At 66.8% G+C, this 26,338-nt stretch carries 23 protein-coding genes; 4 read left to right on the top strand and 19 right to left on the bottom strand.

The features are described from left to right. Positions 1–40 precede the first annotated feature (40 nt). From gltX to LL236_RS07200, 6 genes are all read right to left on the bottom strand, one after another. Positions 41–1,561 carry a glutamate--tRNA ligase gene (gene gltX, locus LL236_RS07225; protein WP_228178091.1) on the bottom strand — a complete coding sequence of 507 codons (1,521 nt, stop codon included), beginning with the start codon at positions 1,559–1,561 and terminating at the stop codon, positions 41–43. 51 nt (positions 1,562–1,612) lie between these two features. Next, positions 1,613–2,860: an MFS transporter gene (locus tag LL236_RS07220; protein ID WP_228178231.1), complete on the bottom strand. Its 1,248-nt coding sequence runs from the start codon at positions 2,858–2,860 to the stop codon at positions 1,613–1,615. 2 nt (positions 2,861–2,862) lie between these two features. Then, positions 2,863–3,642 carry a fumarylacetoacetate hydrolase family protein gene (locus LL236_RS07215; RefSeq protein ID WP_228178090.1) on the bottom strand — a complete coding sequence of 260 codons (780 nt, stop codon included), beginning with the start codon at positions 3,640–3,642 and terminating at the stop codon, positions 2,863–2,865. Further along, complete coding sequence (locus LL236_RS07210; RefSeq protein ID WP_228178230.1) at positions 3,639–4,757, bottom strand: branched-chain amino acid aminotransferase; 1,119 nt, start codon at positions 4,755–4,757, stop codon at positions 3,639–3,641. The genes LL236_RS07215 and LL236_RS07210 overlap by 4 nt, the downstream gene beginning before the upstream one ends. 72 nt (positions 4,758–4,829) lie before the next feature. Next, positions 4,830–5,882: a 3-isopropylmalate dehydrogenase gene (locus LL236_RS07205; RefSeq protein ID WP_228178089.1), complete on the bottom strand. Its 1,053-nt coding sequence runs from the start codon at positions 5,880–5,882 to the stop codon at positions 4,830–4,832. Next, positions 5,845–7,455: an MFS transporter gene (locus tag LL236_RS07200; RefSeq protein ID WP_228178088.1), complete on the bottom strand. Its 1,611-nt coding sequence runs from the start codon at positions 7,453–7,455 to the stop codon at positions 5,845–5,847. Before LL236_RS07200 ends, LL236_RS07205 begins: the two co-directional genes overlap by 38 nt. A gap of 78 nt (positions 7,456–7,533) precedes the next feature. Between LL236_RS07200 and LL236_RS07195 the strand changes: the two genes are divergently transcribed. Continuing rightward, positions 7,534–8,085: a TetR/AcrR family transcriptional regulator gene (locus LL236_RS07195; RefSeq protein WP_228178087.1), complete on the top strand. Its 552-nt coding sequence runs from the start codon at positions 7,534–7,536 to the stop codon at positions 8,083–8,085. Positions 8,086–8,099: 14 nt separating this feature from the next. On the opposite strand, the gene serA is transcribed toward LL236_RS07195, so the two are convergent. The 9 genes from serA to LL236_RS07150 all read right to left on the bottom strand — a co-directional run bounded on the left by serA (position 8,100) and on the right by LL236_RS07150 (position 18,422). Continuing rightward, positions 8,100–9,704 (bottom strand): phosphoglycerate dehydrogenase, encoded by a 1,605-nt coding sequence (gene serA / locus LL236_RS07190; protein WP_228178086.1) that lies wholly within the window; start codon positions 9,702–9,704, stop codon positions 8,100–8,102. A gap of 150 nt (positions 9,705–9,854) precedes the next feature. Next, the gene (locus LL236_RS07185) at positions 9,855–10,253 is read right to left on the bottom strand and encodes a bacitracin resistance protein (RefSeq protein ID WP_228178085.1); all 399 of its coding nucleotides are present in this window, start codon (positions 10,251–10,253) and stop codon (positions 9,855–9,857) included. Beyond that, positions 10,250–10,777, bottom strand: a complete 528-nt coding sequence (locus LL236_RS07180; protein ID WP_228178084.1) for a DNA polymerase III subunit gamma/tau — start codon at positions 10,775–10,777, stop codon at positions 10,250–10,252. Before LL236_RS07180 ends, LL236_RS07185 begins: the two co-directional genes overlap by 4 nt. A gap of 118 nt (positions 10,778–10,895) precedes the next feature. Further along, complete coding sequence (gene ilvC, locus LL236_RS07175; RefSeq protein WP_228178083.1) at positions 10,896–11,921, bottom strand: ketol-acid reductoisomerase; 1,026 nt, start codon at positions 11,919–11,921, stop codon at positions 10,896–10,898. Between the two features lie 87 nt (positions 11,922–12,008). Beyond that, positions 12,009–12,518, bottom strand: coding sequence for an acetolactate synthase small subunit (gene ilvN / locus LL236_RS07170; RefSeq protein WP_228178082.1), 510 nt, complete (start codon positions 12,516–12,518; stop codon positions 12,009–12,011). A gap of 3 nt (positions 12,519–12,521) precedes the next feature. Further along, the gene (locus LL236_RS07165) at positions 12,522–14,324 is read right to left on the bottom strand and encodes an acetolactate synthase large subunit (protein WP_228178081.1); all 1,803 of its coding nucleotides are present in this window, start codon (positions 14,322–14,324) and stop codon (positions 12,522–12,524) included. Between the two features lie 45 nt (positions 14,325–14,369). Beyond that, positions 14,370–16,076, bottom strand: a complete 1,707-nt coding sequence (gene ilvD, locus LL236_RS07160; protein ID WP_228178080.1) for a dihydroxy-acid dehydratase — start codon at positions 16,074–16,076, stop codon at positions 14,370–14,372. 9 nt (positions 16,077–16,085) lie between these two features. Next, positions 16,086–16,904 carry a trehalose-phosphatase gene (otsB, locus tag LL236_RS07155; RefSeq protein ID WP_228178079.1) on the bottom strand — a complete coding sequence of 273 codons (819 nt, stop codon included), beginning with the start codon at positions 16,902–16,904 and terminating at the stop codon, positions 16,086–16,088. A 123-nt stretch (positions 16,905–17,027) separates the two neighbouring features. Further along, a complete protein-coding gene (locus tag LL236_RS07150; RefSeq protein ID WP_228178078.1) occupies positions 17,028–18,422 on the bottom strand; it encodes an alpha,alpha-trehalose-phosphate synthase (UDP-forming) in 1,395 nt (464 codons plus the stop codon). A gap of 105 nt (positions 18,423–18,527) precedes the next feature. Here LL236_RS07150 and LL236_RS07145 point away from each other — a divergent pair, with 105 nt between their 5' ends. Continuing rightward, positions 18,528–18,755, top strand: coding sequence for a hypothetical protein (locus LL236_RS07145; protein WP_228178077.1), 228 nt, complete (start codon positions 18,528–18,530; stop codon positions 18,753–18,755). 80 nt (positions 18,756–18,835) lie between these two features. Here LL236_RS07145 and LL236_RS07140 read toward each other — a convergent pair whose 3' ends face one another. From LL236_RS07140 to LL236_RS07130, 3 genes are read right to left on the bottom strand one after another with little or no spacing between them, the layout of a single operon-like run. Then, complete coding sequence (locus LL236_RS07140) at positions 18,836–20,020, bottom strand: acetyl-CoA C-acetyltransferase (protein WP_228178076.1); 1,185 nt, start codon at positions 20,018–20,020, stop codon at positions 18,836–18,838. Next, the gene (locus LL236_RS07135) at positions 20,017–20,670 is read right to left on the bottom strand and encodes a CoA transferase subunit B (protein ID WP_228178075.1); all 654 of its coding nucleotides are present in this window, start codon (positions 20,668–20,670) and stop codon (positions 20,017–20,019) included. The genes LL236_RS07140 and LL236_RS07135 overlap by 4 nt, the downstream gene beginning before the upstream one ends. Position 20,671: 1 nt before the next feature. After that, positions 20,672–21,451, bottom strand: coding sequence for a CoA transferase subunit A (locus LL236_RS07130; protein ID WP_228178074.1), 780 nt, complete (start codon positions 21,449–21,451; stop codon positions 20,672–20,674). A gap of 140 nt (positions 21,452–21,591) precedes the next feature. Here LL236_RS07130 and LL236_RS07125 point away from each other — a divergent pair, with 140 nt between their 5' ends. Beyond that, positions 21,592–22,377 carry an IclR family transcriptional regulator gene (locus tag LL236_RS07125; protein WP_228178073.1) on the top strand — a complete coding sequence of 262 codons (786 nt, stop codon included), beginning with the start codon at positions 21,592–21,594 and terminating at the stop codon, positions 22,375–22,377. Between the two features lie 82 nt (positions 22,378–22,459). Here LL236_RS07125 and LL236_RS07120 read toward each other — a convergent pair whose 3' ends face one another. Further along, entirely contained in the window at positions 22,460–23,302 is an 843-nt protein-coding gene (locus LL236_RS07120) for a universal stress protein (protein WP_228178072.1), read from the bottom strand. Positions 23,303–23,501: 199 nt separating this feature from the next. Between LL236_RS07120 and LL236_RS07115 the strand changes: the two genes are divergently transcribed. After that, positions 23,502–26,309 (top strand): cation-translocating P-type ATPase, encoded by a 2,808-nt coding sequence (locus tag LL236_RS07115; protein ID WP_228178071.1) that lies wholly within the window; start codon positions 23,502–23,504, stop codon positions 26,307–26,309. Positions 26,310–26,338 lie beyond the last annotated feature (29 nt).

Here is a 26,338-nt window from a genome sequence, read left to right as displayed (position 1 = left end):
GCGAAAGGCCCCGCCAAACCAGACCCGGCAGCGGCGCGTCTCAGCTCGCGGCTAGGTGATCGACGAGTGCCCCGAAGCGGCGGACCGACGCATCCTTGCCCAAGAGTTCCATGGACTCGAACAGCGGCGGCGAGACGCGACGGCCGCTGAGTGCGACCCGCAGCGGTCCGTAGGCGACGCGCGGCTTGAGACCGAGGCCCTCGATGAGCGCAGCAGCGAGGGACTCCTGAATCGCGGCGGCAGTGAACTCCGCCTCGGGAATCAACTCGATCGCACCCACACCGGCCACCAGCACCTCACCCGCGTTGGCGGGCAGAGACGTGAGGGCGTCTTCTTCGTAGGTGACGGCATCCGTGAAGAGGAACCCGAGCAACCCGGGAGCGTCACCGAGCAGCTGCATCCGTTCCTGCACGAGCGGGGCGGATGCCGCGAGCATCTCCTGCTGCGCGTCAGTCAGCGGATCCGACACGACCCCGGCGGCGACCAGGTACGGAATCAGACGGGAAGCGAAGTCTTCGGCTTCCAGCATCCGGATGTGGTCGCCGTTGATCGACTCTGCCTTCTTCTGATCGAAGCGAGCGGGGTTCGGGTTGACGTCGGCGATATCGAACGCGGCGACGAGCTCGTCGAGCGAGAAGACATCGCGGTCGGGAGCAATCGACCAGCCGAGCAGGGCGAGGTAGTTCAGCAACCCCTCGTGGATGAAGCCCTTCTCGCGCTGCAAGAACAGGTCTGCCTTCGGGTCGCGCTTGGAGAGCTTCTTGTTGCCCTCCTCCCCCAGCACGAGCGGCATGTGACCGAAGCGGGGCACGAAGGCGGTGACGCCCGCCGTCACGAGCGCGTCATAGAGCGCAAGCTGGCGTGCTGTTGAGGGCATGAGGTCTTCACCACGGATGACGTGAGTGATGCCCATGAGAGCGTCATCGACCGGGTTCACGAACGTGTAGAGGGGCACGCCTCCGGCCCGCACAATGACGAAGTCGGGGAAGGAACCGGCCGGGAAGGTGACCTCGCCGCGGATGAGGTCGACGTAGGTGAGGTCGTGATCGGGTACGCGCAAGCGCCACGCGGGCTCGCGTCCCTCGGCGCGGAAAGCCGCCTTCTGCTCATCAGTCAGGTCGCGGTCGTAGTTGTCGTAGCCGAGCTGCTTGGCACGCCCGTTCGCCTCGTTGCGCGCGTCGATCTCTTCGGCTGTCGAATAGCTCTCGTACACGACGCCGGCATCGATGAGCTTGTCGAGCACGCCGCGGTAGATCTCGTGGCGCTGGGACTGCCGGTAGGGCGCGTGGGGACCGCCGACCTCGACGCCCTCATCCCAGTCGATCCTGAGCCACCGCAGCGCGTCGAGCAGCTGGTTGTAGCTCTCTTCGGAGTCCCGGGCGGCATCCGTGTCTTCGATGCGGAAGATGAGCTTTCCCCCGTTGTGCCGCGCGTAGGCCCAGTTGAACAGCACCGTGCGCATCAGCCCAACGTGCGGTAGACCCGTCGGCGACGGGCAGAAGCGGACCCGAACGTCGGATCCGGTGGCGGTCGTGGTGGCTGGATGCGGCGTCCCGGGCATAGATATCAAGTCTAAGTCCGGCGCGGATGCTGCACCTGCGCCTCGGTACGACTACGCGACCTGACGGATGCGGCCGTACGGCGCGAGTAGCACTGTCGCGATCACGGCGACACCGACAACCAGCGCGAGCCCCGTGAAACCGATCCACCCGAGGACGACGCCCGAGGTGATCGCACCGACGGCACCGACGAGGCTCATCGAGAGGTCGTTGCGCCCCTGACGCGTGGTGCGTCGCTCCTCCGACGACGATTCGGTCAGGAGGGCCGATCCGGCCACAGTCGCAGCGCTCCACCCCAGGCCGAGCAGAATGAGCGCGACGGTGACCGCCGTGTTCGACTCCGCGCCGAAGAAGACCGTCACCAGGGATGCCGCGAGCAGCGCCTGACCGACCATGATCGTCGGAATGCGGCCCACGCGGTCTGCCAGGATGCCGAAGACCGGCGAGAGCGCGTACATCCCCGCGATGTGCAGACTGATCGTCAGACCGATGATGGTCAGACTCGCGCCGTGATGGAGCATGTGAACCGGGGTCATCGCCATGATCGAGACCATGACGCCGTGTGCGGCGGCATTCGCGAAGATCGCGTAGCGAGCCGACACCGGACGGTCGGGCTTGACGATCTGCTCGACCACCCGGTCGCGACGCCGCTGCGCCACCGTCTGCGCGACCAGCAGCGGATCCGGCCGAAGAGCGAACAGATACACAATGATGCTCAGCGCTTGCGCGACGATCGTGAAGACGTACGGTCCCGTCAGGGGCGGCATCCCCAGGGCGTCTCCGATCGCCTGGCCGGGTTGCACAAGATTCGGTCCGAGCACGGCGCCGATGGTCGTCGCCCACACGACGATCGACAGATCGCGGCCACGCGTGGCATCCGTGGCGAGATCGGCGGCAGCGAATCGCGACTGCAGGTTCGCGGTCTGACCCGCTCCGACGAGCCCGAAGGCCAGCAGAAGCAGCGGGAACGACCGAACGGCCGCCGCCACCACGACCAGCGAAACGCCTACGAGCGCGATCGCCATGCCCGACGCCAGCGAGATACGGCGTCCGCGCCGACGCGCGAGGGCAGCAAGCGGCACCGCCAGCGCGGCGGTGCCGAGGGTCACACCCGCCGCAGCCAGCCCCGAGAGCGACTCGTCACCGGCGATGTCGGCGGCAAGCACCGCACCGAGGGAGACTGTCGCTCCAAACCCGAGCCCGCCGAGCACTTGGCCTGCCGAGAGCACCCAGACGGTCCGACGCTGGATGCCGGCGAGTTCGCTCGCCTCCTGGCGATCGTCGACCCAGCCGTCAGACAGTGTCACCGGCGCGGCTCCGCATCCCGCGCGGTGTTGCGCAGGATGCCGAGCCCATCGATCTCGACCTCGACGACGTCTCCGGACACGAACGGGCCGACACCGGCCGGCGTGCCAGTGAGGATGACGTCCCCGGGCAGCAGTGTGAACGCAGCCGACACATACTCGATGATCGCCGGAACCGAATGGATCATGTCGGTGATCGCGCCGCGCTGACGGACCTCGCCGTTGACGCGTGTGGTCAGTGTCGCGCCGCCCGCGAGGTCGAACTCGGTCTCGATCACGGGTCCGAGCGGGCAGAAGGTGTCGAAGCCCTTCGCACGCGACCACTGGCCGTCAGAACGCTGCAGGTCCCGCGCTGTCACGTCGTTGCCGATCGTGTATCCGAAGACGTGGTCCAGCGCAGCATCCGCCGACACGTTCTTCGCAATACGGCCGATGACAACGGCGAGCTCCCCCTCGTAGTCCGTGCGCTCCGACTGCCACGGGCGCACGATCGGCTCGTCCGGCCCGATCACCGCCGTGTTGGGCTTCAGAAACAGCAGCGGCTCGCCGGGTGCCTCGCTCCCCATCTCCGCGGCGTGATCGAGGTAGTTCTTACCGACGCACACGACCTTCGAGCGCGGAATGACCGGAGCGAGCAGCGTGACCTCGCCGACCGGCACGCGCTCCCCCGTCGTCTCGTAGCCGGCGAACATCGGGTCACCCGCGAGCACCACGAGCTCGCCCTCGTCGAGGATGCCGTAGGCGATCGCATCCTCGTGTCGGAACCGCGCGATTCTCATGCCTGGGAGCGGGCGTCGAGGCGGTGCATCCAGCCGTGGCGGTCTTCGGCGTGGCCGTACTGGATGTCGGTCAGCTCCTGTCGCAGCTCGAGCGCGAGCGAGCCGACGGGCTGCTGGTCGACGAAGTCGCGTCCCTTGAGCACGCCGATGGGAGTCACGACGGCGGCAGTCCCGCAGGCGAAGACCTCGACGATGTCACCGGATGCCACACCCTCACGCCACTCGCGCAGCGAGATGTTGCGACCCTGCACGTGGAGGCCGCGGTCGGCCGCCAGCTGCAGGATGGAGTCGCGTGTGACGCCCTCGAGGATCGAGTCCGACTGCGGTGTCACGACCGTGCCGTCCTTGAAGACGAAGACGATGTTCATCCCGCCGAGCTCTTCGACGTTGCCGTCCTGATCGAGGAAGACCACCTGGTCGCACTCGTTCTCGTAGGCCTCGGACTGCGGCAGCAGACTCGACGCGTAGTTGCCTCCGGTCTTGGCAGCCCCGGTGCCGCCCTTGCCCGCCCGCGAGTAGTCCTCGCTGAGCCAGATCGACACGGGGGTCACACCGCCCTTGAAGTAGGCGCCCGCGGGGCTGGCGATGACGTAGTAGCCGACCTTGTTGGCTGGACGCACGCCGAGGAAGGCCTCTTTGGCGAACATGAACGGGCGCAGGTAGAGGCTCTGGTTCTCGCCCGAGGGCACCCAGGCGCCGTCGACCGCGATGAGCTCCTCGAGCGACTGGATGAAGTACGACACCGGCAGCTCGGGAAGAGCCAGCCGCCGCGCCGAGCGCTGCAGGCGGCGACCGTTCTGGTCGGGACGGAACGTGTAGATCGATCCGTCGGCGTGACGGTAGGCCTTGATGCCCTCGAAAACCTCTTGCGCGTAATGCAGCACAGCTGCGGCCGGATCGAGCGAAAGCGGACCGTAGGGTTTCACCTGCGGTCGGTGCCACCCGCCGCCGACCGACCAGCAGACATCGACCATGTGGTCGGTGAAGTGCTGACCGAAACCGGGGTTGGCGAGAATCGCCTCGCGCTCGGCATCCGTCTTTGCCTGCAGGTTCCGCATCACCTGGAACTGCAGGGGCGCAAGGCCGGCGTCGGGGTCGGTGTCAAGAAGAGTCATGTCGAAATCCAGTCGTTCGAGCGCGGCGGTGTCGGAATCGCCCAGCACAGCGAGGAGCCGAGTGGCTCCAGGCTACGCCTGAAGGCGGGCGACGATCGCGTCACCGATCTGCGCTGTGGTGCGGGCGGCCTCGCCCCGGGACGCAATGTCCTCTTCCACCGCGCGGGTGACGCGGGCGGAATCGTCGTGCAACCCGAGGTGGTCGAGAAGCATTGCGATGGACAGAATCGCGGCGGTGGGGTCGGCCTTCTGCTGACCCGCGATGTCGGGCGCCGATCCGTGGACGGGCTCGAACATCGAGGGGAACGCGCCGTCGGGGTTGATGTTCCCCGAAGCGGCGAGGCCGATGCCTCCGGTGACGGCGCCGGCCAAGTCGGTGAGGATGTCGCCGAAGAGGTTGTCGGTGACGATCACGTCGAAGCGGTCAGGGTTTGTGACCAGGAAGATGGTTGCCGCATCGACGTGCAGATAGTCTACGGCGACGTCGGGGTGCTCTTCTGCCACCTCGCGCACGATTCTCTGCCAGATTCCGCCGGCGTGCACGAGCACGTTGGTCTTGTGCACGAGCGTCAGCTTCTTGCGGCGCCGTTCGGCCAACGCGAACGCGTAGCGCACGACCCGCTCAACACCGAAGGCCGTGTTGACGGATGTCTCGTTCGCGACCTCGTGCGGCGTGCCCTTGCGGATCGCGCCGCCGTTGCCGACGTAGGGACCCTCTGTGCCCTCGCGGACGACCACGAAGTCGACCTCACCGGGGTTCGCGAGCGGGCCCGGCGCACCAGGATAGAGCTTCGAGGGCCGCAGGTTGACGTAGTGGTCGAGCTCGAAACGCAGCTTGAGCAGCAGTCCGCGTTCGATGTTCGCATCCTTCAGGCGAACGTCTCCCGGAACGCCGCCCACCGCGCCGAGCACGATCGCATCGTGCTGCTTTATGGCCTCGAGGTCAGCATCCGTGAGCGTGTCGCCGGTCTCGAGGTAACGCGCGGCACCCAGCGAAAACGGGGTCTTCGTGAACCGGATGTCGCCGCCTGCGGTCACCGCATCCAGAACCTTCATGGCCTCGGCGACGACCTCGACACCGATGCCATCACCGGGGATGACGGCTAGCTTCACCTCGCGCGACATTGCTCTCCTCGTTCTCGGATCGCGCCGCCTGATTCACAGATGACGGCGCCGATCCCAGCGTAGTGGCCGCGATAACGGCAGCCAGGACCACGAGACCGGCCCCGACCGCGGCAGTGACCGCAACGCCCGAGTCGAAGGCAGCTGCCGCGGCAGCACGCAACGCGTCGGCGATGGGGGCAGCGAGCTCGCCCGCCGTGACGTAGGCGCCGGCGAGCGTTTCCCGCGCCTGCGCGGCGAGGTCAGTGGGCACTCCCGCGGGGATCGCGATTCCCGACCGGTACGAGGCGGTGAGGATGCTGCCCAGCACAGCGGTTCCGAGCACGGCGCCGAGCTCATACGCCGTCTCAGAGACAGCGCCTGCCGCCCCCGCCTTGCTCGGCGGGGCGCTCGCCATGACGAGCTCGTTCGACACTGTCTCGGCGGCACCGATTCCGATGCCGAGCAGCACACTGGCCAGCAAGAGCCAGCCGAGGTCACCGCTCCCCGCTGTCGCCGCGACGAGGAGGTAGCCGCTCATCGAGAACATGAGCGCCGCGGGAACCACGATGCGCGGTGGAATCCGCGACGCAATGGGCACGACGAGAAGCCCGGAGACGATGACCGACGCCAGTGACGGCACGAGCGCGAAGCCCGCTTGCACCGGCGACAGGCCGACGATCAGTTGCAGATGCTGAGCGATGAAGAACATGAAGCCGACGAGCGAGATGACACTCAGCAGGTTCACCAGCAGAGCACCGCTGAAGGTGCCTCGCGTGAACAGCCGCATGTCGAGCATCGGGGAGCGCGCGCGCAACTGCCGCCGCACGAACAGGATGCCGAAACCAGCGCCCGCAACTGTCGCGACGACAATCGTCGGTGAGAATCCGTGGACCGCGAACTCCTTGATGGCCCACACGATCGGCACCATCATCGCCATGGACAGCACGATACTGACGGCGTCAACGCGTCCGGCATCCGGGTTGCGGCTCTCGGGAACCAGCAGCGGCGCGAGCACCAGCAGCGGCACGAGCACGGGTACCGCCATGAGGAACACGGATCCCCACGAGAAGTGCTCCAGGAGGACTCCCCCGACGATCGGGCCGAGCGCCGCACCGGCCGAGAACATCGATGCCCAGATGGCGATCGCGAGGCGTCGCTGATTGCGGAGGGTGAAGATGCTGCGCAGCAGCGCCAGAGTCGACGGCATGATCATGGCACCGAACAGGCCCATGGCAGCACGACCCGCGATCAACCACTCCGCCGAGGGGGCGAAGGCAGACAGCGCCGACACTGTAGCGAATCCGGTGGCGCCGATCAGCAGCATCCGCCGCCGACCAAACCGGTCGCCCAGGGTTCCCATCGTCACCAGCAGACCGGCGAGCACGAGCGGGTAGGCATCGATGATCCACAGCTGCTGCGCCGCGGTGGGTTCGAGTGCGAGCGCGATCTCGGGCAGTGCGAAACTCAGCACCGTGTTGTCGACCGAGATCAACAGCACGGGCAGCATCAGCACCACCAGCGCAGCCCAGCCACGCCAGGTCACCGGACGCCCCTCGCTTTCGGCGATGCGGATGTCTTCGGTCAGGGTCGTCATCATGTCACCGTCAGAATTTCTATACCGTCTGACTGGTATAGTAACAGCCATGGAGACTGCCTGGCTAGCATCGAACGCATGAGTCGTCCCCCGCACGCCCGTGAGAAGGTGCTCGACGCATTCGAGTCACTCCTCATCGCCGAGGGCGAGCGCGCCGCCACCATGGATGCCATCGCGCGCGCCGCCGGGGTCTCCAAGGGTGGCCTGCTCTACCACTTCGCGTCGAAGGAGGCGCTCGAGGCGGCGTTGCTCATCCGACTCGAGAAGTGCGTCGACGAAGACCTCGCCCGCATGACCTCCTCAGAGGAAGGTCCCGTCGCCTATTACGTGCGCACCTCGGCGATGGACGGCACCGCGCTCGACAGAGCGATCCTCGCCGTCTCTCGCCTCGCGCAGGCCGGCCGGGGCGCCGCGAGCGATGCCCTCCGAACTGTCCGGGAGCGCTGGGCCGACACTCTCCGCCCGCATGTCGCCGACAAGACGGCGTTGGACCTCGTCATGCTCATCAGCGACGGCGTCTACTACAACAACGCCCTCCAGCACGATGGTCTGGCAACGCCAGTCCCCCGCGACGCCGAGATGGATGCCTTGGTGCAGCTCATCGCACAGGCAACCGCTCCGCGCGACTGACCGCGGCCGAAGGCCTACGGCTCGACGATCTCGATCTGACGGAACAGGTCGGCCCCGACCGCCTCACGCATCTGGTCGAGCAGCTCGTCCGGCACTGCTGCGTCGACCGTGAGCACCGAGAGAGCACGCCCGGTGGCATCCGGATGCGCGACCTGGAGCCCCTCGATGTTGATTCCGGCGTCACCGAGCTTCCTGGCGTAGATCGCAACGATGCCCGGACGGTCCTGGTAGCGCATCACGACGTGGTGGCCGGCGATCGGTACCTCGATGTCGTAGCCGTTGATGGCGACGATCTTCGGGACCATGCGCGTCCCGGCGAGCGTTCCCGCGACGCTCAACGTCGTGCCATCCGACATGGTGCCGCGCAGAACGGTGAGGTTGCGGTACTGAGGGCTGTCGGCCTCGACGATCATGCGGGTTTCGATGCCGCGCTGCTCAGCGAACAGCGGCGCGTTCACGTAAGACACGTTCTCGCTGACGATGTTCGTGAAGATGCCCTTGAGCGCCGCGAGCCGGTACACGCTGACATCGAACGCGGCGAGTTCCCCGCGAACCTCGATGTCCAGCGAGGTCAACGCGCTGTGGGTCAGGCCCGTGAAGTACTGCCCGAGCATCTCGACAAGCCCGATACCGGGACGCACGAACGGGTCGATGACGCCGCCGGCGACGTTGACCGCGTCCGGGACGAGATCGCCTTCGAGCGCGAGCTTGACAGACTTCGCAACCGAGACGCCGGCCTTCTCCTGCGCCTCATCGGTCGAAGCTCCGAGGTGCGGCGTTGCGACGACGTTCGGAAGGGCGACGAGTTTCGCTGCCGCCGAGTCGGGCTTGGGCGGCTCGGCGGTGAAGACATCAAGTCCGGCACCGGCGATCTGGCCGGTGGTGAGAGCCTCGAGCAGCGCCTCTTCGTCGAACAGTCCACCGCGAGCGACGTTGACGACGTACGCCGTGGGCTTCATCGCCGCGAGCTGCTCGGTGCTGATCATGCCCGTCGTCTCGGGCGTCTTCGGCATGTGCACCGTGAGGAAGTCGCTCTCGCGCACAACCTCGTCGAAGCTCAACAGCTCGACACCCAGCTGCTGGGCACGCGCAGGGGTGACATAAGGGTCGTACCCGACCAGACGCACACCGAAGGCCCGCAGACGCTCGGCGACCAGGGCGCCGATCCGGCCGAGGCCCAGGATGCCGACGGTCTTCTCGAACAGTTCCGCGCCCGTGAACGAGCTGCGCTTCCACTGGCCCTGCGCGAGCGAGGCGTGGGCGGCGGGGATGTGGCGGGCAAGGCTCAGGATGTGCCCGACGGTGAGTTCCGCGGCCGAGATCACGTTGGACGTCGGTGCGTTGACGACCATGACGCCGGCGGCAGTCGCTGCCTTGATGTCGACGTTGTCGAGCCCGACGCCCGCGCGGGCGATCACGCGAAGCTTCTGCGAGGATGCAATGGCCTCGGCATCCATCTTCGTCGCTGAACGGATGAGGACGGCGTCCGCGTCGGCGAGAGCAGCAAGCAATGCGGGCCGGTCGGTGCCATCGACGTTTCGGACGTCGAAGTCCGGACCGAGGGCCTCGATCGTGGCGGGGGACAGTTCTTCGGCGATCAGCACGACCGGTTTGGACACGGGTGGATCCTTCGGAGCAGACGCGCACGAGTGAATCGCACGCAGGATGACGGGAATGCCACGCCGCACGCCATGACGACGGGCCTTCGCCAGCCTATCGCGGGCGCGCGCACCGTCCCGACCAGATGACGTGCCGATGGTCCCGTCGGCTCAGCCTCCGAGAAGCGATGCGCCGTAGACGGCGGCATAGGCGATGACGTTCATCCAGAACACCGCGACGATCCCCAGGCCCGACAGCATGATGAGCGCGAAGGCTCCGGCGCGTCGCTTCCACCCGATGGCAAAGGCGAGGGCGAACACGACGACGGGGAATGCGATCGCTGTCAGCAGCAGCGCCCATCCCCCACCGTTGAGCCCCAGCGGCCCGGTGGCCTGCGAAACCAGGAAGGCGACGGCGTTCCAGACCGCGTACGCGTAGAACAGGCCGAAGAAGCCGGCGATCGTGGCGATGAGCCACACCGGGAGCGCGGTACGGCGCTCGGCAGGTGCTGATGCCGTCACGGATGACGATGCCGAGGTCTCGGTGGGCTCGTTTGTGTTCTCGCTCACTGTCCGATCGCCCCCACCATGATGAACGGCCACGGCAGCACGAGCAGCGCCCCGAGGACAAGAAGCAGTATCCGAACCCAGGACCGACCGCCTCGGGTCAGCAGCAACACCGTGACGAACCAGATGAGCGGGGTCAGCACCGCTAGCCACAGACTCACCTGATAGGCCAGCGGCGCGACGAGGAACTCGGCGTACTGCTGCAGCCGCAGGCCCCCGATGATCCACCCGATGCTCTCGAGGGCGTACACGCCGCCGAAGACGCCGAGGATGATGAGCGCAGCGTTGCTCGGGCCTGCTGCGGGTGCGTCGTCGGTGTCGGCATCCGCCCGCTCCGCTTCCGGCGCGGGAGCTGCAGCATCCGAGCGAGAGTCGGATTCGGCATCCGCGGCCGGCGCTGACGTCGGGGTGATCGCCTCGCCCCCCTTGCCGACGGCGACGTAACCCGGGGGCAGCGAGGGACCCGCGTCGAGCGTCGGGTCGTCATCCCCCCACGAGAGGGCGTCGTCGTCGCGGTCGGTGCTCACGAGTTCAGCCTACCCACGACCGAACCCACACGTCCCGGCCCGAACCCACTGAGCTGCTCGCGCAGAACAGGTGGGTTCGGGGCCGGAGGTGTGGGTTCGGCGGAAGAGGGTGTGAAGGTCAGCGCGCGGCCGAGCCCTCCACGTAGTCCTTGTCCTGCTGCTTCCACGAGAACAGCGAACGCAGGTCCTTGCCGACTGCCTCGATCGGGTGCTTCGCAGCCTTCTCGCGCAGCTCGAGGAACTCGACAGCGCCGTTGTCCTGGTCGTTGATGAACCGCTCGGCGAACGCACCGGAACGGATGTCGGCGAGGACCGCCGCCATGTTCTCCTTGACGTGCGGGTCGATGACGCGCGGGCCCGAGACGTAATCGCCGTACTCGGCGGTGTCCGAGACGCTCCAGCGCTGCTTGGCGATACCACCCTCCCACATGAGGTCGACGATGAGCTTGAGCTCGTGCAGCACCTCGAAGTAGGCGATCTCAGGCTGGTAGCCGGCCTCGGTCAAGGTCTCGAAGCCGTACTGGATCAGCTGCGACACACCACCGCACAGCACTGCCTGCTCGCCGAAGAGGTCAGTCTCGGTCTCTTCCGTGAAGGTCGTCTTGATGACGCCGGCGCGCGTACCGCCGATGGCCTTCGCGTACGACTTCGCGAGCTCCCAGGCGCTGCCCGAGGCATCCTTTTCGACAGCGATGATGTCGGGGATGCCGCGACCTGCGACGTACTCACGACGAACCGTGTGGCCGGGAGCCTTCGGGGCGATGAGGATGACGTCCACACCCTCGGGAGCCTCGATGTAGCCGAAGCGGATGTTGAAACCGTGCGCGAAAGCGAGGGTCTTGCCCGGTGCGAGGTTGGGCTTGATCTCGTTGTTGTAGATGCCGCGCTGGTGCTGGTCGGGCGCGAGGATCATGATGACGTCGGCCCATGCGGTGGCGTCGGCAACGGACTTGACCTCGAAGCCGTCCTCCTGCGCCTTGGGCGCGGACTTCGAGCCATCCTTCAGCGCGATGGCGACCTCGACGCCCGAGTCACGCAGGTTCTGCGCGTGGGCGTGGCCCTGCGAGCCGTAGCCGACGATGGCGACCTTCTTGCTCTGGATGAGGGCGAGGTCGGCATCCTGGTCGTAGATCATTTCGGCCATGGGGGTGTCTCTCCTTGACTGTGCGATTGTGGTCGTTTGTTCTCGCCGAGCCCGCTCAACGACCGGGAGCGGATCGGCGTGGTCTTCTCAGCCCCGCAGGACCCGTTCGGTGATGCTCTTGCCGCCGCGGCCGATCGCGAGCATGCCCGACTGGGCGAGCTCCTTGATACCGAAGGGCTCGATCGCGCGCAGGAACGCCTCAACCTTGCCCTTATCGCCGGTGATCTCGACGACCATCGCCTCGGGAGCGTAATCGACCACCGATGCGCGGAAGAGGTTGATGACCTCGAGCACGCTGGAACGGCTCGCATTGTCGGCACGCACCTTCACGAGCATGTGCTCGCGCTGCACGGATGCCGCGGGGTCGAGCTCGACGATCTTGATGACGTTCACGAGCTTGTTCAGCTGCTTGGTCACCTGTTCGAGCGGGAGCCCTTCGACGTCGACGACCACCGTGATGCGGGACAGCCCCGGCACCTCGGTGACACCCACGGCGAGGGATTCGATGTTGAAGCCGCGGCGAGCGAACAGACCCGCGACGCGGGTCAGCAGCCCTGGCTTGTCTTCGACCAGAAGGCTCAGCACGTGACTTGTCATGGCTCAGTCCTCCTGATCGAAGGTCGGGGCGTGCTCACGCGCGTACTGGATCTCACTGTTGCCGACACCCTGGGGCACCATCGGCCACACCATCGCGTCTGCCGACACGACGAAGTCGATGACGACAGGGCGATCGTTGGTCTCCAGCGCAGTGCGGATTGCGTCGTCGATCTCGTCTTCCTTCTCCACGCGCAGGGCGAGGCATCCGTAAGCCTCAGCCAGCTTCACGAAGTCGGGCACGCGTGCGGTGCCGTGGCCCGTGTTCAGGTCGGTGTTGGAGTGGCGGCCGTTGAAGAACAGCGTCTGCCACTGGCGCACCATCCCCAGCGACGAGTTGTTGATGATCGCAACCTTGATCGGAATGTTGTTGAGAACGCAGGTGGCAAGCTCCTGATTGGTCATCTGGAAGCATCCGTCACCGTCGATCGCCCACACCACGCGGTCTGGCTCGGCGACCTTCGCGCCCATCGCCGCCGGAACCGCGTAGCCCATCGTGCCCGCCCCACCCGAGTTGAGCCAGGCGTTGGGGCGCTCGTACTTGATGAACTGGGCAGCCCACATCTGGTGCTGTCCGACGCCCGCTGCGTAGACGGCCTCCGGGCCGGTGAGCTCACCGATCCGCTGGATCACCTTCTGCGGCGCCAGGAGTCCATCGGTCGTCGGGGCGTATCCAAGCGGGAACTCGCTGCGCAGACCCTTGAGGTAGGCCCACCACTGGCTGGTGTCGGCACGGCCCGCGTCGGCGTTCGCGCGGAACGCCGCATCCAGATCGACGAGAACCTCGCGCAGATCACCCACGATCGGAACGTCAGCGGCACGGATCTTGGAGATCTCGGCGGGGTCGATGTCAACGTGGATGACCTTCGCGTGGGGTGCGAAGTGCGATGCCTTGCCGGTCACGCGGTCGTCGAACCGGGCACCGAGCGCCACGATGAGGTCGGACTCCTGCAGCGCCAGCACAGCGGGGACCGTGCCGTGCATGCCGGGCATGCCGAGGTTCTGCTCATGCGAGTCGGGGAACGCACCCCGGGCCATGAGCGTGGTGACAACCGGCGCGCCGGTAGCCTCTGCCAGGGCGAGCAACTGCTCCGAAGCGCGGGAGCGGATGATGCCACCGCCGACGTAGAGCACCGGCTTCTCGGCCTCCGCGATCAGCTGAGCCGCAGCCTGGATCTGCTTCCCGTGGGCTTTGGTCACCGGCCGGTACCCCGGCAGATCGATCTGCGGCGGCCAGATGAACGGCGCCTCGGCCTGCTGGGCATCCTTCGTGATGTCCACCAGCACGGGACCGGGGCGACCCGTCGAGGCGATCTCGTAGGCAGCCGCGATCGCGCCGGGGATGTCTTCGGCACGCTTGACCAGGAAGGAGTGCTTCGTGATCGGCATCGTGATCCCCACGATGTCGGCTTCCTGGAACGCATCAGTGCCCATGAGGCTCGAGAAGACCTGGCCCGTGATGCACAGCAGCGGCACGGAGTCCATGTAGGCATCCGCGATCGCCGTGACGAGGTTCGTGGCCCCCGGCCCCGAGGTCGCGATGGCAACACCGACCTTGCCGGATGCCGAGGCATACCCTTCGGCTGCGTGCCCGGCGCCCTGCTCGTGGCGGACGAGGATGTGGCGGACAGCCTCGTCGTCCATGAGCGGGTCGTAGACGGGCATGATCGCGCCGCCGGGAAGGCCGAAGACATCGGACACTCCCAGGAGGTCGAGCGAACGGACGACCGCCTCAGCGCCCGTCATCACAGGCGCCGAGGCGCTGCGAGCGGGGGGCCGGGGCACGGCCGTGGCGATGTCGGAAGACATGATGATTCCTTGCGATGGATGTCGAGAGTTGCGAGAGAGGAACGCCTAGTTCGTCGTCGCGCCTTCGGATGCCGAACGCACGAGTCGCGTGTACTTGGCGAGGACGCCACGGGTATAGCGCGGAGGAAGCGGCTCCCAGCCCTGCCGGCGGGAACTCAGCTCAGCCTCGTCGACGAGTAGGTCGAGGGAGCGAGCTGCGATATCGACCCGTATCAGATCACCATCGCGCACGAAGGCGATCGGACCTGCGTCGACCGCTTCGGGTGCTATGTGGCCGATGCACAGGCCGGTTGTGCCGCCCGAGAATCTGCCGTCTGTCAAGAGTAGTACATCTTTTCCGAGCCCAGCGCCCTTGATGGCAGCCGTGATCGCGAGCATCTCCCGCATGCCGGGGCCGCCCTTCGGGCCCTCGTACCGGATGACGACGACGTCGCCGGCCGAGATCTCCCCGGCCTCGAGCGCATCCATGGCGGCCCGCTCACGCTCGAACACGCGTGCGGGGCCTTCGAAGACGTCGCTGTCGAAGCCCGCGGACTTCACGACCGCACCCTCGGGGGCCATCGAGCCGTGCAGGATCGTGATGCCACCGGTCTCGTGAATCGGGTTGTTGAACCCGTGGATGACGGTGCCATCCACCGGGTCGGGGTTCAAGTCGGCGAGGTTTTCGGCGAGGGTCTTGCCGGTCACGGTGAGCGCGTCGCCGTGCAGCAGTCCTTCGTCGAGCATCGCCTTCATGACCACCGGGATGCCGCCGTGGCGGTCGACGTCGTTCATGACGTACTTCCCGAACGGCTTCATGTCTGCGACGTGCGGAACCTTGTCGCCGATGCGGTTGAAGTCGTGCAGGGTGATGTCGACATCAGCCTCGCGCGCGATCGCCAGCAGGTGCAGCACGACGTTGGTCGAACCCCCGAGAGCCATCGCGAGAGCGATCGCGTTCTCGAAAGCCTCCTTGGTGAGGATGTCGCGCGTCGTGATTCCGAGCTTCAGCAGGTTCACGACTGCCTCGCCCGAGCGGTGGGCGAACGCGTCGCGCCGGCGGTCGGCTGACGGCGGGGCGGCAGAGCCGGGAAGGCTGAGCCCCAGCGCCTCAGCGACGGATGCCATCGTGTTGGCGGTGTACATGCCACCGCACGCACCCTCGCCGGGCGCGAAGGCGCACTCGATGCGCTTGAGGTCGGCCTCACTCATCCGGCCCGACAGGCACGCGCCGACACCCTCGAACGAGTCGATGATCGTGATGTCCTTCTCGGTGCCGTCCGAGAGCTTGACCCACCCGGGCGCGATCGAGCCGGCGTAGAGGAAGACGCTCGACAGGTCGAGGCGGGCGCTTGCCATCAGCATCCCGGGGATGGACTTGTCGCAGCCCGCCAGCAGCACTGTGCCATCGAGGCGCTCGGCCATGACGACGGTCTCGACGGAGTCGGCGATGACCTCACGGCTCACGAGAGAGAAGTGCATTCCCTCGTGCCCCATCGAAATGCCATCCGAGACGGAGATGGTGCCGAATTGGAGCGGGTACCCGCCACCGGAGTGCACACCCTCTTTCGCGCCCTGAGCGAGGCGGTCCAGGCTCAGGTTGCAGGGGGTGATCTCGTTCCAGCTCGAGGCGATACCGATCTGGGGCTTGTCCCAGTCCTCGTCACCCATACCGACCGCGCGGAGCATTCCGCGGGAGGTGGTGGCTTCGATGCCGTCGGTGACGACCCGGCTCCGAGGTTTGATGTCAATGGTGCTGTCGTGCGGGGCCATGCACGAAGTCTATTCCTGCGCGTGGCGCCGCTGATCCGCGAGCTCGGCCAGGGTGGCGGCCATCGCGGGGATGTCGGGCACGCTCACGCGAGCCGCCGTCTCGCCGTCGCCCACGTGGATGCCGAGATCCTGCGACTGCAGGCTGCGCAAGGCATCCTCGTCGGTCGTGTCGTCACCGGCGAACAGCACGGCGTCGGCGTGAACCCGCTCGCGGAGGTTCGCGATGGCGCTGTCTTTCCCCTCGTGCCGGAAGGCGTACTCGACGATCTTCTTGCCGGTCCGGCGACGCCAGTCGGGGGCTGCGGAAGCGACCATCTCATCCACGGCGGCTGCTGCCTTCTCCCCCGCCTCCTCAGTTGCGTTGCGGGTGTGAACACCGAACCCGAAGGTCTTCGGCTCGATCCACACGCCCTCGTAGTCCGAGGCGATCTCTTCGGCGCGGGCGCGCAGCAGATCGCGGAGACCGCGCTCGGCGTCATCCTCGGCGGGCTCAACCGGCCCCTCGCCGGGGAACCAGTATTCAGCACCGTGGGAGGCAGCGAGAGTGATCGGTGAGTCATCCGTGTGCTCGGCAATGATCCGCAGGTCGACGAGGCTGCGCCCCGACACGAGGGCTACCACCGTGTTCGGCAGCGCGGCCAGCGCATGGACCGCGTCACGGGCCGCGGGCAGCATCCGCGCTGTCATCGGGTCCTCCACGTGCGGCGAGAGTGTGCCGTCGAAATCGAGGGCGACCAGCAGGGTCGGGACACCCGCGACGGATGAGAGGGCTTCGAGCACCGGGGCGGGGAGGGCGTCGGAGACGGGATTGGCGTCGGGATTCGTCATCTCGGTTCTTTCCGTTCGGGTGATCGGGCGGGACAACTCGCGGTCAGGAAGGACAACTCGCGTGAGGGAGGGACAACTCGCGGTCAGGAAGGACAACTCGCATGGGGGAAGGACAACTCGCGGTTAGCGCTTCGCCGCCGCGAGAGCCTCGAGGAAGGACTTGGACCAGTCGCTCACGTCGTGATCGAGCACGCGGCGGCGAAGCGTGCGCATCCGGCGGCCCTGTTCGGTCCCCGGCATCTCGACGGCGCGCATGATGGCATCCTTCATACCGTCGATGTCGTGGGGGTTGATGCGGATCGCCGACCCCAACTCGTCGGCAGCCCCGGCGAACTCGCTCAGCAGCAGCACCCCGCGGTTGTCGATGCGGCTGGCGACATATTCCTTCGCGACGAGGTTCATACCGTCGCGCAGCGCCGTCACGAGCATGACGTCGGCGGCCAGGTACAGCGCGACCATCTCTTCGCGCGGGAAGGCCTGGTGCAGGTACCGGATGGCGGTGTGGTCCATCGTGTCGAAGTCGCCATTGATGCGCCCGACCGTCAGTTCGATCTCGTCGCGCAGTTGGATGTAGGCCTCCACCCGTTCGCGGCTGGGGCTTGCGACCTGCACGAGGGTCGCGTCTTCGACGCTGAGTCTGCCGTCTTCGAGGAGCTCACCGAACGCCTTGAGGCGGTGTCGGATGCCCTTGGTGTAGTCGAGCCGGTCGACCCCGAGCATCACGGTCTTGGGGTTGCCGAGGCTCTCGCGGATCTCCTTGGCACGGGCTTGGATGTCGGGGCGCTGCGCGAGCTCGATGTACGACTCCGCGTCGATCGAGATCGGGTACGCCTTCGCGAGGACGTTTCGCGTACTGCCGTCCTCGAGGGGAACCGTGATGCCCGAGGCCTTGGTCGTGTAGTGGAACTGGCGCCTGACGGCCCGGGCGAAGTTGCCGGCATCCGCCACCCGCTGGAACCCGACGACATCCGCGCCGAGGAGTCCTTCGATGACCTGTCGACGCCACGGCAGCTGCGAAAACAGGCCGTATGCCGGGAACGGGATGTGGTGGAAGTAGCCGATCGTGAGGTCGGGACGCATCCGGCGCAGCATCGCCGGCACGAGTTGCAGCTGGTAGTCCTGAACCCAGACCGTCGCGCCCTCGGCGGCTGCGGTGGCCGAAGCTTCAGCGAACCGTCGGTTGACGTCGACGTAGGCATCCCACCACACGCGGCGATACCGCGGCGCGGCGATCACGTCGTGATACAGCGGCCAGATCGTGTCGTTCGAGAACCCCTCGTAGTAGTTCTGCACCTCGTCGGCGCTGAGAGTAATGGGGACGAGATGTGTGCCTTCGAAGTCGAAGGGTTCCAGTTCGAGCCCCGGCTTGCCGGCCCACCCGACCCAGGCACCCTCGGTCTTGCGCATCACGGGCTCGAGCGCTGTGACCAGACCACCGGGAGAACGCCGCCATCCGCCGTCGTCATCACGGTCCACAGGGAGGCGGTTGGCTACGACGACGAAATCAGCTTGCGACACGCGAGCTCCTTCACAATGGCGGACGCGGGCACTTCCAGGCTAGTCGCTTCGCCGGGTTGACCCCCGGGGGTGGACAGCGGCGAGCTGATGTGTAGCGTGGTTCGCATGGGCAAGTACCTCTTTGGCACCGGCATCATCGGAGCAGTCATCTCAGGCTTCTCGCTCCTTCGCGCGCTCCGGGAGGACACCTTCACCTGGCGTACCGCGCTGGCGTGGATCAACTGGGGCATCACCGTTGCTCTGGCGATCGGCGCGATCGTCGACATGCGTCGCATCGACCAGGGAAAGCCCGTTCCGGCCGACTCCCCCGCCGCGCGACGCCTCGAAGACTAGCCGCGGGAACGACCGAGCGGATGCCGAAACTGCGGCATCCGCTCATCGCATGTCGGCGTTGGTTGCGTGACAGGGTTCGCTCAGCGCTTGAGGATCAGCGCGTCACCCTGGCCACCGCCACCGCACAGCGCGACAGCTGCCGTGCCGCTCCCGCGATGCAGCAGCTCGTGGACGGCATGAACCACAAGTCGATTGCCCGAGGCCCCGATCGGGTGACCGATAGCGATGCCGCCGCCGTGGATGTTGACGACGTCGTCGGGAAGTCCGAGTTCTGCCTGCGAGCGCGCAACCACGGCACCGAACGCTTCGTTGATCTCGACGAAGTCCAGATCGGCGGCGGCGATCCCCTCCCGCTCGCAGGCGGCGAGGATCGCCCGCGCGGGCTGGGCGTGAAGGGTGTTGTCGGGGCCCGCGACCTGACCCGCCGACCCGAGGACGGCAAGGACCGGCCAGCCGTTCTCGTCCGCGTGCGCTCGGCTCGTGACGATCACTGCCGACGCGCCATCGGAGATCTGTGACGAGTTGCCCGCCGTGATCGTGCCGTCCTTCGAGAACGCCGGGCGAAGCCCCGCGAGGGTGTCGACAGTCGTCTCGGGACGGATGCCCTCGTCGCGGGTCACCAGTTTCGGGTCGCCCTTGCGCTGCGGAATCTCGACGGGCACGATTTCGTCGGCGAACACGTCGGCTTCCCACGCGGCTGCCGCGCGCTGATGGGAGCGAGCGGCAACGGCATCCTGGTCTTCGCGCGTGACCTCGTAACGGGCGTTGTGGCGCTCGGTGGAGCCGCCCATGCTCTCGCGGTCGAAGGCGTCGGTGAGGCCATCGTGAGCCATGTGGTCGAGCACCTCGATCGATCCGTACGACCAGCCCTCGCGCGAGCCCATGAGCAGATGCGGTGCCTGCGACATCGACTCCATGCCCGCCGCTACGACGACCCGGGCATCGCCGAGGCGCACCATGCGGGCGGCATCGATGACAGCGGTGAGGCCCGACAGGCACACCTTGTTGATCGAGGATGCGTGCACATCCCAACCGATGCCCGCGCCGATCGCCGCCTGGCGCGCGGGGTTCTGACCCGCGCCCGCGGGCAGCACCTGCCCGACCAGAACCGCATCGACGGCCTCGGGGCTGATCCCGGCTTTCTCAAGCGCGCCGCGGATCGCGATGCTGCCGAGCACCGTGGACGGCAGCGATGACAGCTGCCCCTTCAACCGGCCCTGCGGGGTGCGCGCGGCACCGACGATGACGACATCCTCGTGGTTCATGCCTCCACCTTAAGGTCGCTCGAAACGGTGATCTCGGGCTCTGTCGCAGCCGCGACATCCGCAACGCTGACGCCCGGCGCGAGCTCGACGAGGACGAGGCCCTCGGGTGTCACGTCGAGAACCGCGAGGTCGGTGATGATGCGGTCGACGACGCCTTTGCCCGTCAGCGGCAGCGAACAGTCGTTGACGATCTTCGGCGTGCCATCTTTGGCGACGTGCTCCATGAGGACGATCACCTTCGCTGCACCGTGCACGAGATCCATCGCGCCGCCGGGGCCCTTGACCATCTTTCCGGGGATCATCCAGTTGGCAAGATCTCCGGAGGCCGACACCTGCATCGCACCGAGGATGGCGGCATCGATCTTGCCGCCACGGATCATGCCGAAGCTCGTCGCGGAATCGAAGAACGCGGCGCCCGGCAGGGTCGTCACCGTCTCTTTCCCGGCGTTGATGAGGTCGGGGTCGACGTCATCTTCCTGCGGGTAGGGACCGACGCCCAGGATGCCGTTCTCGGATTGCAGCACGACGGTGACGCCGTCGGGAACGTAGTTGGGCACGAGGGTCGGCAGTCCGATCCCCAGATTGACGTAGGCGCCGTCGGCGAGCTCCTGGGCGGCGCGGGCAGCCATCTCATTGCGGGTGAGTGCCATCTCAGGCTCCTTCCGGGGTCACCGAGACGGTGCGTCGCTCGATGCGCTTTTCGATGTCGGAACCGACCTCGACGATGCGGTGAACGTAGACGCCGGGCAGGTGCACGGCATCCGGGTCGATCTGGCCCGGCTCGACCAGCTCCTCGACCTGCACGATGCAGATGCGGCCGGCCATCGCCGCGAGGGGGTTGAAGTTTCGAGCTGCCTTGTTGAAGACGAGGTTGCCGTGACGGTCACCACGCAGCGCGTGGACGAGGGCGTAGTCGGTGACGATCGCTTCCTCGAGCACATACTCGCGCTCGCGCCCCGACACCTCGAAGGTGCGGACATCCTTCACCGGCGAAGCGACGGCCACGCCGCCTGACCCGTCATAGCGCCGAGGCAATCCACCCTCGGCTACCTGGGTCCCCACGCCGGTCTGCGTGTAGAAGGCGGCGATCCCGGCGCCGCCCGCGCGGAGCTTCTCGGCGAGCGTGCCCTGCGGCGTCAACTCGAGCTCGAGTTCGCCAGAGAGGAACTGCCGCTCGAACTCCTTGTTCTCGCCCACGTACGACGAGGTCATCTTGCGGATGCGCTTGTCGGCGAGCAGGATGCCCAGGCCCCAGTCATCCACCCCGCAGTTGTTGGACACGATCGACAGGTCGCCGACGCCGCGCGCGTGCAGCGCCTCGATCAATGCCATCGGGTTGCCCGACAGTCCGAACCCGCCGACGGCGAGGGTAGCGCCGTCGGGGATGTCGGCCACGGCTGCGGCCGGCGACTCCCACGTCTTGTCGATCACGGATGAACTCCTTCGGTCTGCCGGTTCGGGTGCGGGGCGCATCATGAATGGCTCGCCGCACCACCATCGTCTCCGCCTGGCGCCCGCCGACGCCAGCATCCGCTTGCGATGTGGACATCACCACGACTACCGTCCACATCATGGACAGCCCTCCCTCCGTACCGGGCGCGCAGGCAATCGCGCGCGCGGCATCTCTGCTGCGCTTGGTGTCGGCAGGAGGCGCTGCGGGCCTCACCGTTTCGGAGCTGGCCCGTCGGGCGGATCTCACCCGCCCGACGACCCACCGACTCCTCACGGCGCTGCGCCACGAAGGGCTTGTCGACCAGGACGAAGCACTCGGCACCTGGATGCCGGGGCCCGAGCTCTACCTGATGGGTACGGCCGCAGCATCCCGGTACGACATCACGAGCCTCGCTCGCGACATCGTGCGCTCGCTCGCCGTCCGCACCGAAGAAAGCGCCTTCCTCTCGGTGCGACGCGGCGACGAGACAGTGTGTCTGTTGCGCGAGGAGGGGAGCTTTCCCATCCGATCCTTCGTACTGTCCGAGGGTGTGCGCTTTCCCCTGGGCGTCGCGTCGGCGGGGCTCGCGATCCTCTCCTTCCTTCCAGACCACGATGTGGACGCATACTTCGAGCGGCATCCTGAGCTCCCGGAGCGGTGGGGTGCCGCTCACGCCCCGACGCGGCTTCGGGGCCGTCTGCGCGAGACTCACGAGCGCGGGTACGCCGTCAACCCGGGCCTGATCGTCGAAGGAAGCTTCGGCGTCGGGGCCGCTGTTTTCACACGCGAAGGGCACCCGCAGTGGGCGTTGAGTCTCACGGGAGTCGAGTTCCGTTTTGGGCCCGACCGATTACCCGAACTCGGCCGCGTCCTGCTTGCCCACGCGCATCAGCTCACAACGCGGGTTGCGGCAGCCCGCGGCTGAGACCGCCCGGGCTGCCGCAACAGGCGCTGTCAGCCGCGCTCAGGCGACCTCCGGATTGACCTGCGCCTCCAGCGCGGTCTGTTCACCGTACGACGACTGTCACCGTGGCGAGGCGGGCGAGTACCTGCTGGCTGGTGGACCCGAGCAGGAAACGCGCAACTCGGCCGTAGCCATGTGACCCGATGACGGTAAGGCGAGCTTGCGAGGCGAGTCGATTGATCAGCGTGTCCGGACTATCACTCCTCTCGACCACGCGGCGCACGTCCAGGTCGGGATACAGCTGCGGAATACCGGCGATCGAAATCGCGAGCGCTTCCTCGGTGAGCTTCTGCATGATCTGGAGGTAGTCGTCAGGGTATGACCGAACGTAGAGGGGAAGCGCCACCGGAGACCAGCTGCTCACCGCGGTGAGCGGTTCTCCGGATCGGTCTGCTTCGACGGCGGCGAAGGCGATAGCGAGCTCGGAAACGTCTGACCCATCGACGCCAACGATCACCCCGGACCGGCCAGTGAGGTCGAGGTCGGGCACGACGACCACGGGGCACTGTGCGGCGGCGGTGATGCGGATCCCGTGCGAACCTCGAGCCGGCCCTGATAGCGGGCCGCGGTAGTCGCTACCGATGACCAGCAGCGCGGCATCCTTCGAGGCTTCGATGAGCTGTTCGACCGGCTTGCCGCGTGCGACACGTGTCCGGGCGGGCACGCCGCGTGCACGCACACGCTCGGCCTCTTCATCCAGCATGTTCTGTGTCAGCTCGAGCGCATGATCGATGATGTTGCCTTCACCGATGACACCGGCGGCACCGCCGACGATCGACACCAGTTCGAGCCGGTCGCCCCTGATCGTCGCCCGCTCGGTGGCCCAGTCGACGGCGCGGCGCGATACGGCAGCATCCGTCACCCCGACGATGATCTTCTCCTGCATCTCGTACTCCTTTGTTCGGGCCCGGAGTCCGGTTGGCGCTGTCGCGCCCCGGATCTGCTGATCGCAGCATCCCCTGCCGGGCGCCACTCGGGTAGGGGCGGAGGTCCCATCGGCGGGGACCATGGGCCCTACCTCACGTCCGCCTGGTTTGGCACGGTGGAAGGAACGCCCGGACGAGGAGTGACGGGAGCAGAATCAAATGTCCGCTGTGAGCCGCGAAGGGTCTCGGGAGCCTCATGCGCCGCGGGGACGGACACCGGCTGAACTCACCCATCACCCGGCCGCGGCATCGGGTTCGCCGAACGATCCCCATGGTCACCCTGCCGGTGTCGTGCTCGAGGGACTCGAAACGACTCGTGCGGGGCTCGCCTCGGGGGAGGTAGACCGGCGCCATGCGCACTTCGGGCCGAACAGTCTGCCAGAACCGTCGCCGACGCATCCGGTCTTGCGGTTCCTGGCGCAGTTCAACAACGCAATCATCTACGTTCTGCTTGCGGCTGCGGTGATCAAGCTCGCGTCGCGTGACTATATCGACGCGTCGGTGATCCTCGCGGTCGCACTTATCAACGCGATCATCGGGTTCGTCCAGGAGGGGCAAGCCGAGAAGGCCCTGCGCGGAATCCGCAAGATGCTCTCGCCGCACGCCACCGTGCGGCGAGATGGCAGCTGGCATGACATCGACGCTGCCACGCTGGTCCTCGGCGATATCATTCGAGTCCACGCCGGCGATCGAGCGCCCGCGGACGCAAGGCTGGTCGAAGCGCGTGATGTGCGGGCAGATGAGGCTGCGCTGACGGGCGAAGCGGTTCCTGCGGCCAAACACACCGACACTGTGCCGCACGATGCCGCCCTCGGCGACCGGCACAATATGATACACGCCGGATCGATCGTGGTCGCCGGACGAGCTGTGGCCGTGGTCACCGCGACCGGAATCCGTACTGAACTCGGCCGTATCCAGCAGCTGGTTCGCGATGTCGAGCGCACGGACACCCCGCTCATCCGCTCGATCAACCGGCTCGGACGTCAGCTGACGGTCACCGTGCTCGTGCTGGTCGTCGTGATGGTCGCGCTCGGATCGATCCTGCACGGGAACTCCCCGGAGTTGCTACTATCATCCGCCATCGCATTTGCGGTGGCCGCGGTGCCGGAGGGGCTGCCGGCGGTAGTGACGATCACCCTTGCACTGGGCGTGCGGCAGATGGCTGCACAGCGGGCGATCACCCGCCGACTGGCTGCGGTAGAGACCCTCGGGTCGGTCACCGTGATCTGCTCCGACAAGACCGGCACGCTGACCAAGAACGAGATGACCGTGAGGGCCGCCACCACCGCGGCCGCCCGGTACACGGTCACCGGCGAAGGCTACGATCCCACGGGAGCGATCCTGCGAGACGGCGACCTGGATTCCGCGGGTATGCCGGATCTGCGCGAATTGGCGCTCGCGCTCACCCTGTGCAACGACGCGCGGCTCGACCACACAGAGACCGCCGGGTGGCGGGTCGTGGGGGATCCCACCGAAGGCGCACTGATCACCCTGGGTCGCAAGGCTGGCATCGACGCCTCCGACTTCGCGCGCCAGGACGAGATCCCGTTCGAAGCCAGCGTGAAGTACATGGCCACCCTCAACCGATCGATCGCGGGAAGGCAAGTCATCTTCGTCAAGGGTGCGCCCGACCGTCTGCTCACCCTTTGCGAGCACCAGCGAGCCACCGACGGAGGGAAGGACCCGGTGGAGCACGACCGGTGGCAGGCGCTCGTCGACGAGTACACCGCGCAGGGAATGCGGGTCCTCGCCGCAGCTCGTCGTGACGTGTCACCGGATGTCCTGACCGTCGAGTCTGAGGATCTTCGCGGACTGGTGCTGCTGGGCATCGTCGCCATCGCCGACCCGCCACGACCCGAAGCGACGGCCGCGATCGCCGAATGCCAGGAGGCCGGCGTGAGCGTGAAGATGATCACCGGTGACCACGCCCGCACCGCGCATGCCATCGCCGCCGAGATGGGGGTCGTCGACGACGGCGCGACAGTGCTGACCGGGGCCGAGATCGACGGGATGGACGACGTACAGCTGCGGGATGTCGTCGCGGACGTCGACGTGTACGCGCGTACCAGCCCAGAACACAAACTGCGCATCGTCGCTGCACTCCAGTCCCGCGGTGGCGTGGTCGCGATGACCGGTGACGGAGTCAACGACGCTCCCGCGCTGAGCCGAGCCGACGTCGGCGTCGCCATGGGAATGAAGGGAACAGAAGCCGCCAAAGACGCCTCCGACATCGTCCTCGCCGATGACAACTTCGCCACCATCGAGCGAGCCGTACGCGAAGGCAGACGCGTCTACGACAACCTGCGCAAGTCCGTGGTCTTCATCCTCGCCACGACACTCGGGCAAGCCCTGGTCGTCTTCACCGCCGTCGTGGTTGGCTTCCCCGACCCTCTGCAGCCCACTCAGATTCTCTGGGTGAACCTCGTTACCGCCGTTACCCTTTCTCTCGCCTTCGCCTACGAACCAGTCGAGCCCGGAACGATGAAACGACGACCCCGGTCCGCCGGCGAGTCGATCCTCTCAGGAAAGCTGCTCATGCTCGCGGGAATGGGCATTGTGGTATCAGCCGCGACGATCATTGCCTTCTTCGCCGAACTCGCTCGCGGTGCTGACCTCGAGACGGCGCGCGCCGAAGCAGTGACAGTACTCGTGGTCGCTCAGGTGGCCGTGTTGTTCAACGTTCGCCTCCTACGCCGATCGAGCTTCACCCTGCGTGCACTCACCGGGAATCACGCGATTTGGATCTCCATCGCCATACTTGCCGCACTCCAGACGGGATACACCTACCTGCCACCGTTCCATGCGTGGTTCGGCTCCGTCCCGCTAAGCCTCGCGCAATGGGCGACCGCGATTGGATATGCCCTTGCGTGCTTCCTCGCCATCGAGGTGATAAAGGCAATCGGACGAGTCCTTGCTGCTGCACGCAACCGCCGATTCGCCTTCGAGTCAGCACGCGGCCGCCAGTGATCGATCCACGACGTCACGCAACGCTGCGC

The sequence above is a fragment of the Microbacterium schleiferi genome, assembly GCF_020781975.1.
Taxonomy (GTDB): domain Bacteria; phylum Actinomycetota; class Actinomycetes; order Actinomycetales; family Microbacteriaceae; genus Microbacterium.
The sequence above is the reverse complement of the archived record's forward strand: the minus strand, read 5'-3'. Positions and strand labels throughout refer to the sequence as shown.

Bases quoted from the DNA above. Each gene is read 5' to 3' on its own strand.
- gltX (WP_228178091.1), bottom strand. From the start codon at position 1,561: ATGCCCGGGACGCCGCATCCAGCCACCACGACCGCCACCGGATCCGAC.
- LL236_RS07215 (WP_228178090.1), bottom strand. From the start codon at position 3,642: ATGAGAATCGCGCGGTTCCGACACGAGGATGCGATCGCCTACGGCATC.
- LL236_RS07210 (WP_228178230.1), bottom strand. From the start codon at position 4,757: ATGACTCTTCTTGACACCGACCCCGACGCCGGCCTTGCGCCCCTGCAG.
- LL236_RS07205 (WP_228178089.1), bottom strand. From the start codon at position 5,882: ATGTCGCGCGAGGTGAAGCTAGCCGTCATCCCCGGTGATGGCATCGGT.
- LL236_RS07200 (WP_228178088.1), bottom strand. From the start codon at position 7,455: ATGACGACCCTGACCGAAGACATCCGCATCGCCGAAAGCGAGGGGCGT.
- LL236_RS07195 (WP_228178087.1), top strand. From the start codon at position 7,534: ATGAGTCGTCCCCCGCACGCCCGTGAGAAGGTGCTCGACGCATTCGAG.
- ilvC (WP_228178083.1), bottom strand. From the start codon at position 11,921: ATGGCCGAAATGATCTACGACCAGGATGCCGACCTCGCCCTCATCCAG.
- ilvN (WP_228178082.1), bottom strand. From the start codon at position 12,518: ATGACAAGTCACGTGCTGAGCCTTCTGGTCGAAGACAAGCCAGGGCTG.
- LL236_RS07165 (WP_228178081.1), bottom strand. From the start codon at position 14,324: ATGTCTTCCGACATCGCCACGGCCGTGCCCCGGCCCCCCGCTCGCAGC.
- ilvD (WP_228178080.1), bottom strand. From the start codon at position 16,076: ATGGCCCCGCACGACAGCACCATTGACATCAAACCTCGGAGCCGGGTC.
- otsB (WP_228178079.1), bottom strand. From the start codon at position 16,904: ATGACGAATCCCGACGCCAATCCCGTCTCCGACGCCCTCCCCGCCCCG.
- LL236_RS07145 (WP_228178077.1), top strand. From the start codon at position 18,528: ATGGGCAAGTACCTCTTTGGCACCGGCATCATCGGAGCAGTCATCTCA.
- LL236_RS07140 (WP_228178076.1), bottom strand. From the start codon at position 20,020: ATGAACCACGAGGATGTCGTCATCGTCGGTGCCGCGCGCACCCCGCAG.
- LL236_RS07135 (WP_228178075.1), bottom strand. From the start codon at position 20,670: ATGGCACTCACCCGCAATGAGATGGCTGCCCGCGCCGCCCAGGAGCTC.
- LL236_RS07125 (WP_228178073.1), top strand. From the start codon at position 21,592: ATGGACAGCCCTCCCTCCGTACCGGGCGCGCAGGCAATCGCGCGCGCG.
- LL236_RS07120 (WP_228178072.1), bottom strand. From the start codon at position 23,302: ATGCAGGAGAAGATCATCGTCGGGGTGACGGATGCTGCCGTATCGCGC.
- LL236_RS07115 (WP_228178071.1), top strand. From the start codon at position 23,502: ATGTCCGCTGTGAGCCGCGAAGGGTCTCGGGAGCCTCATGCGCCGCGG.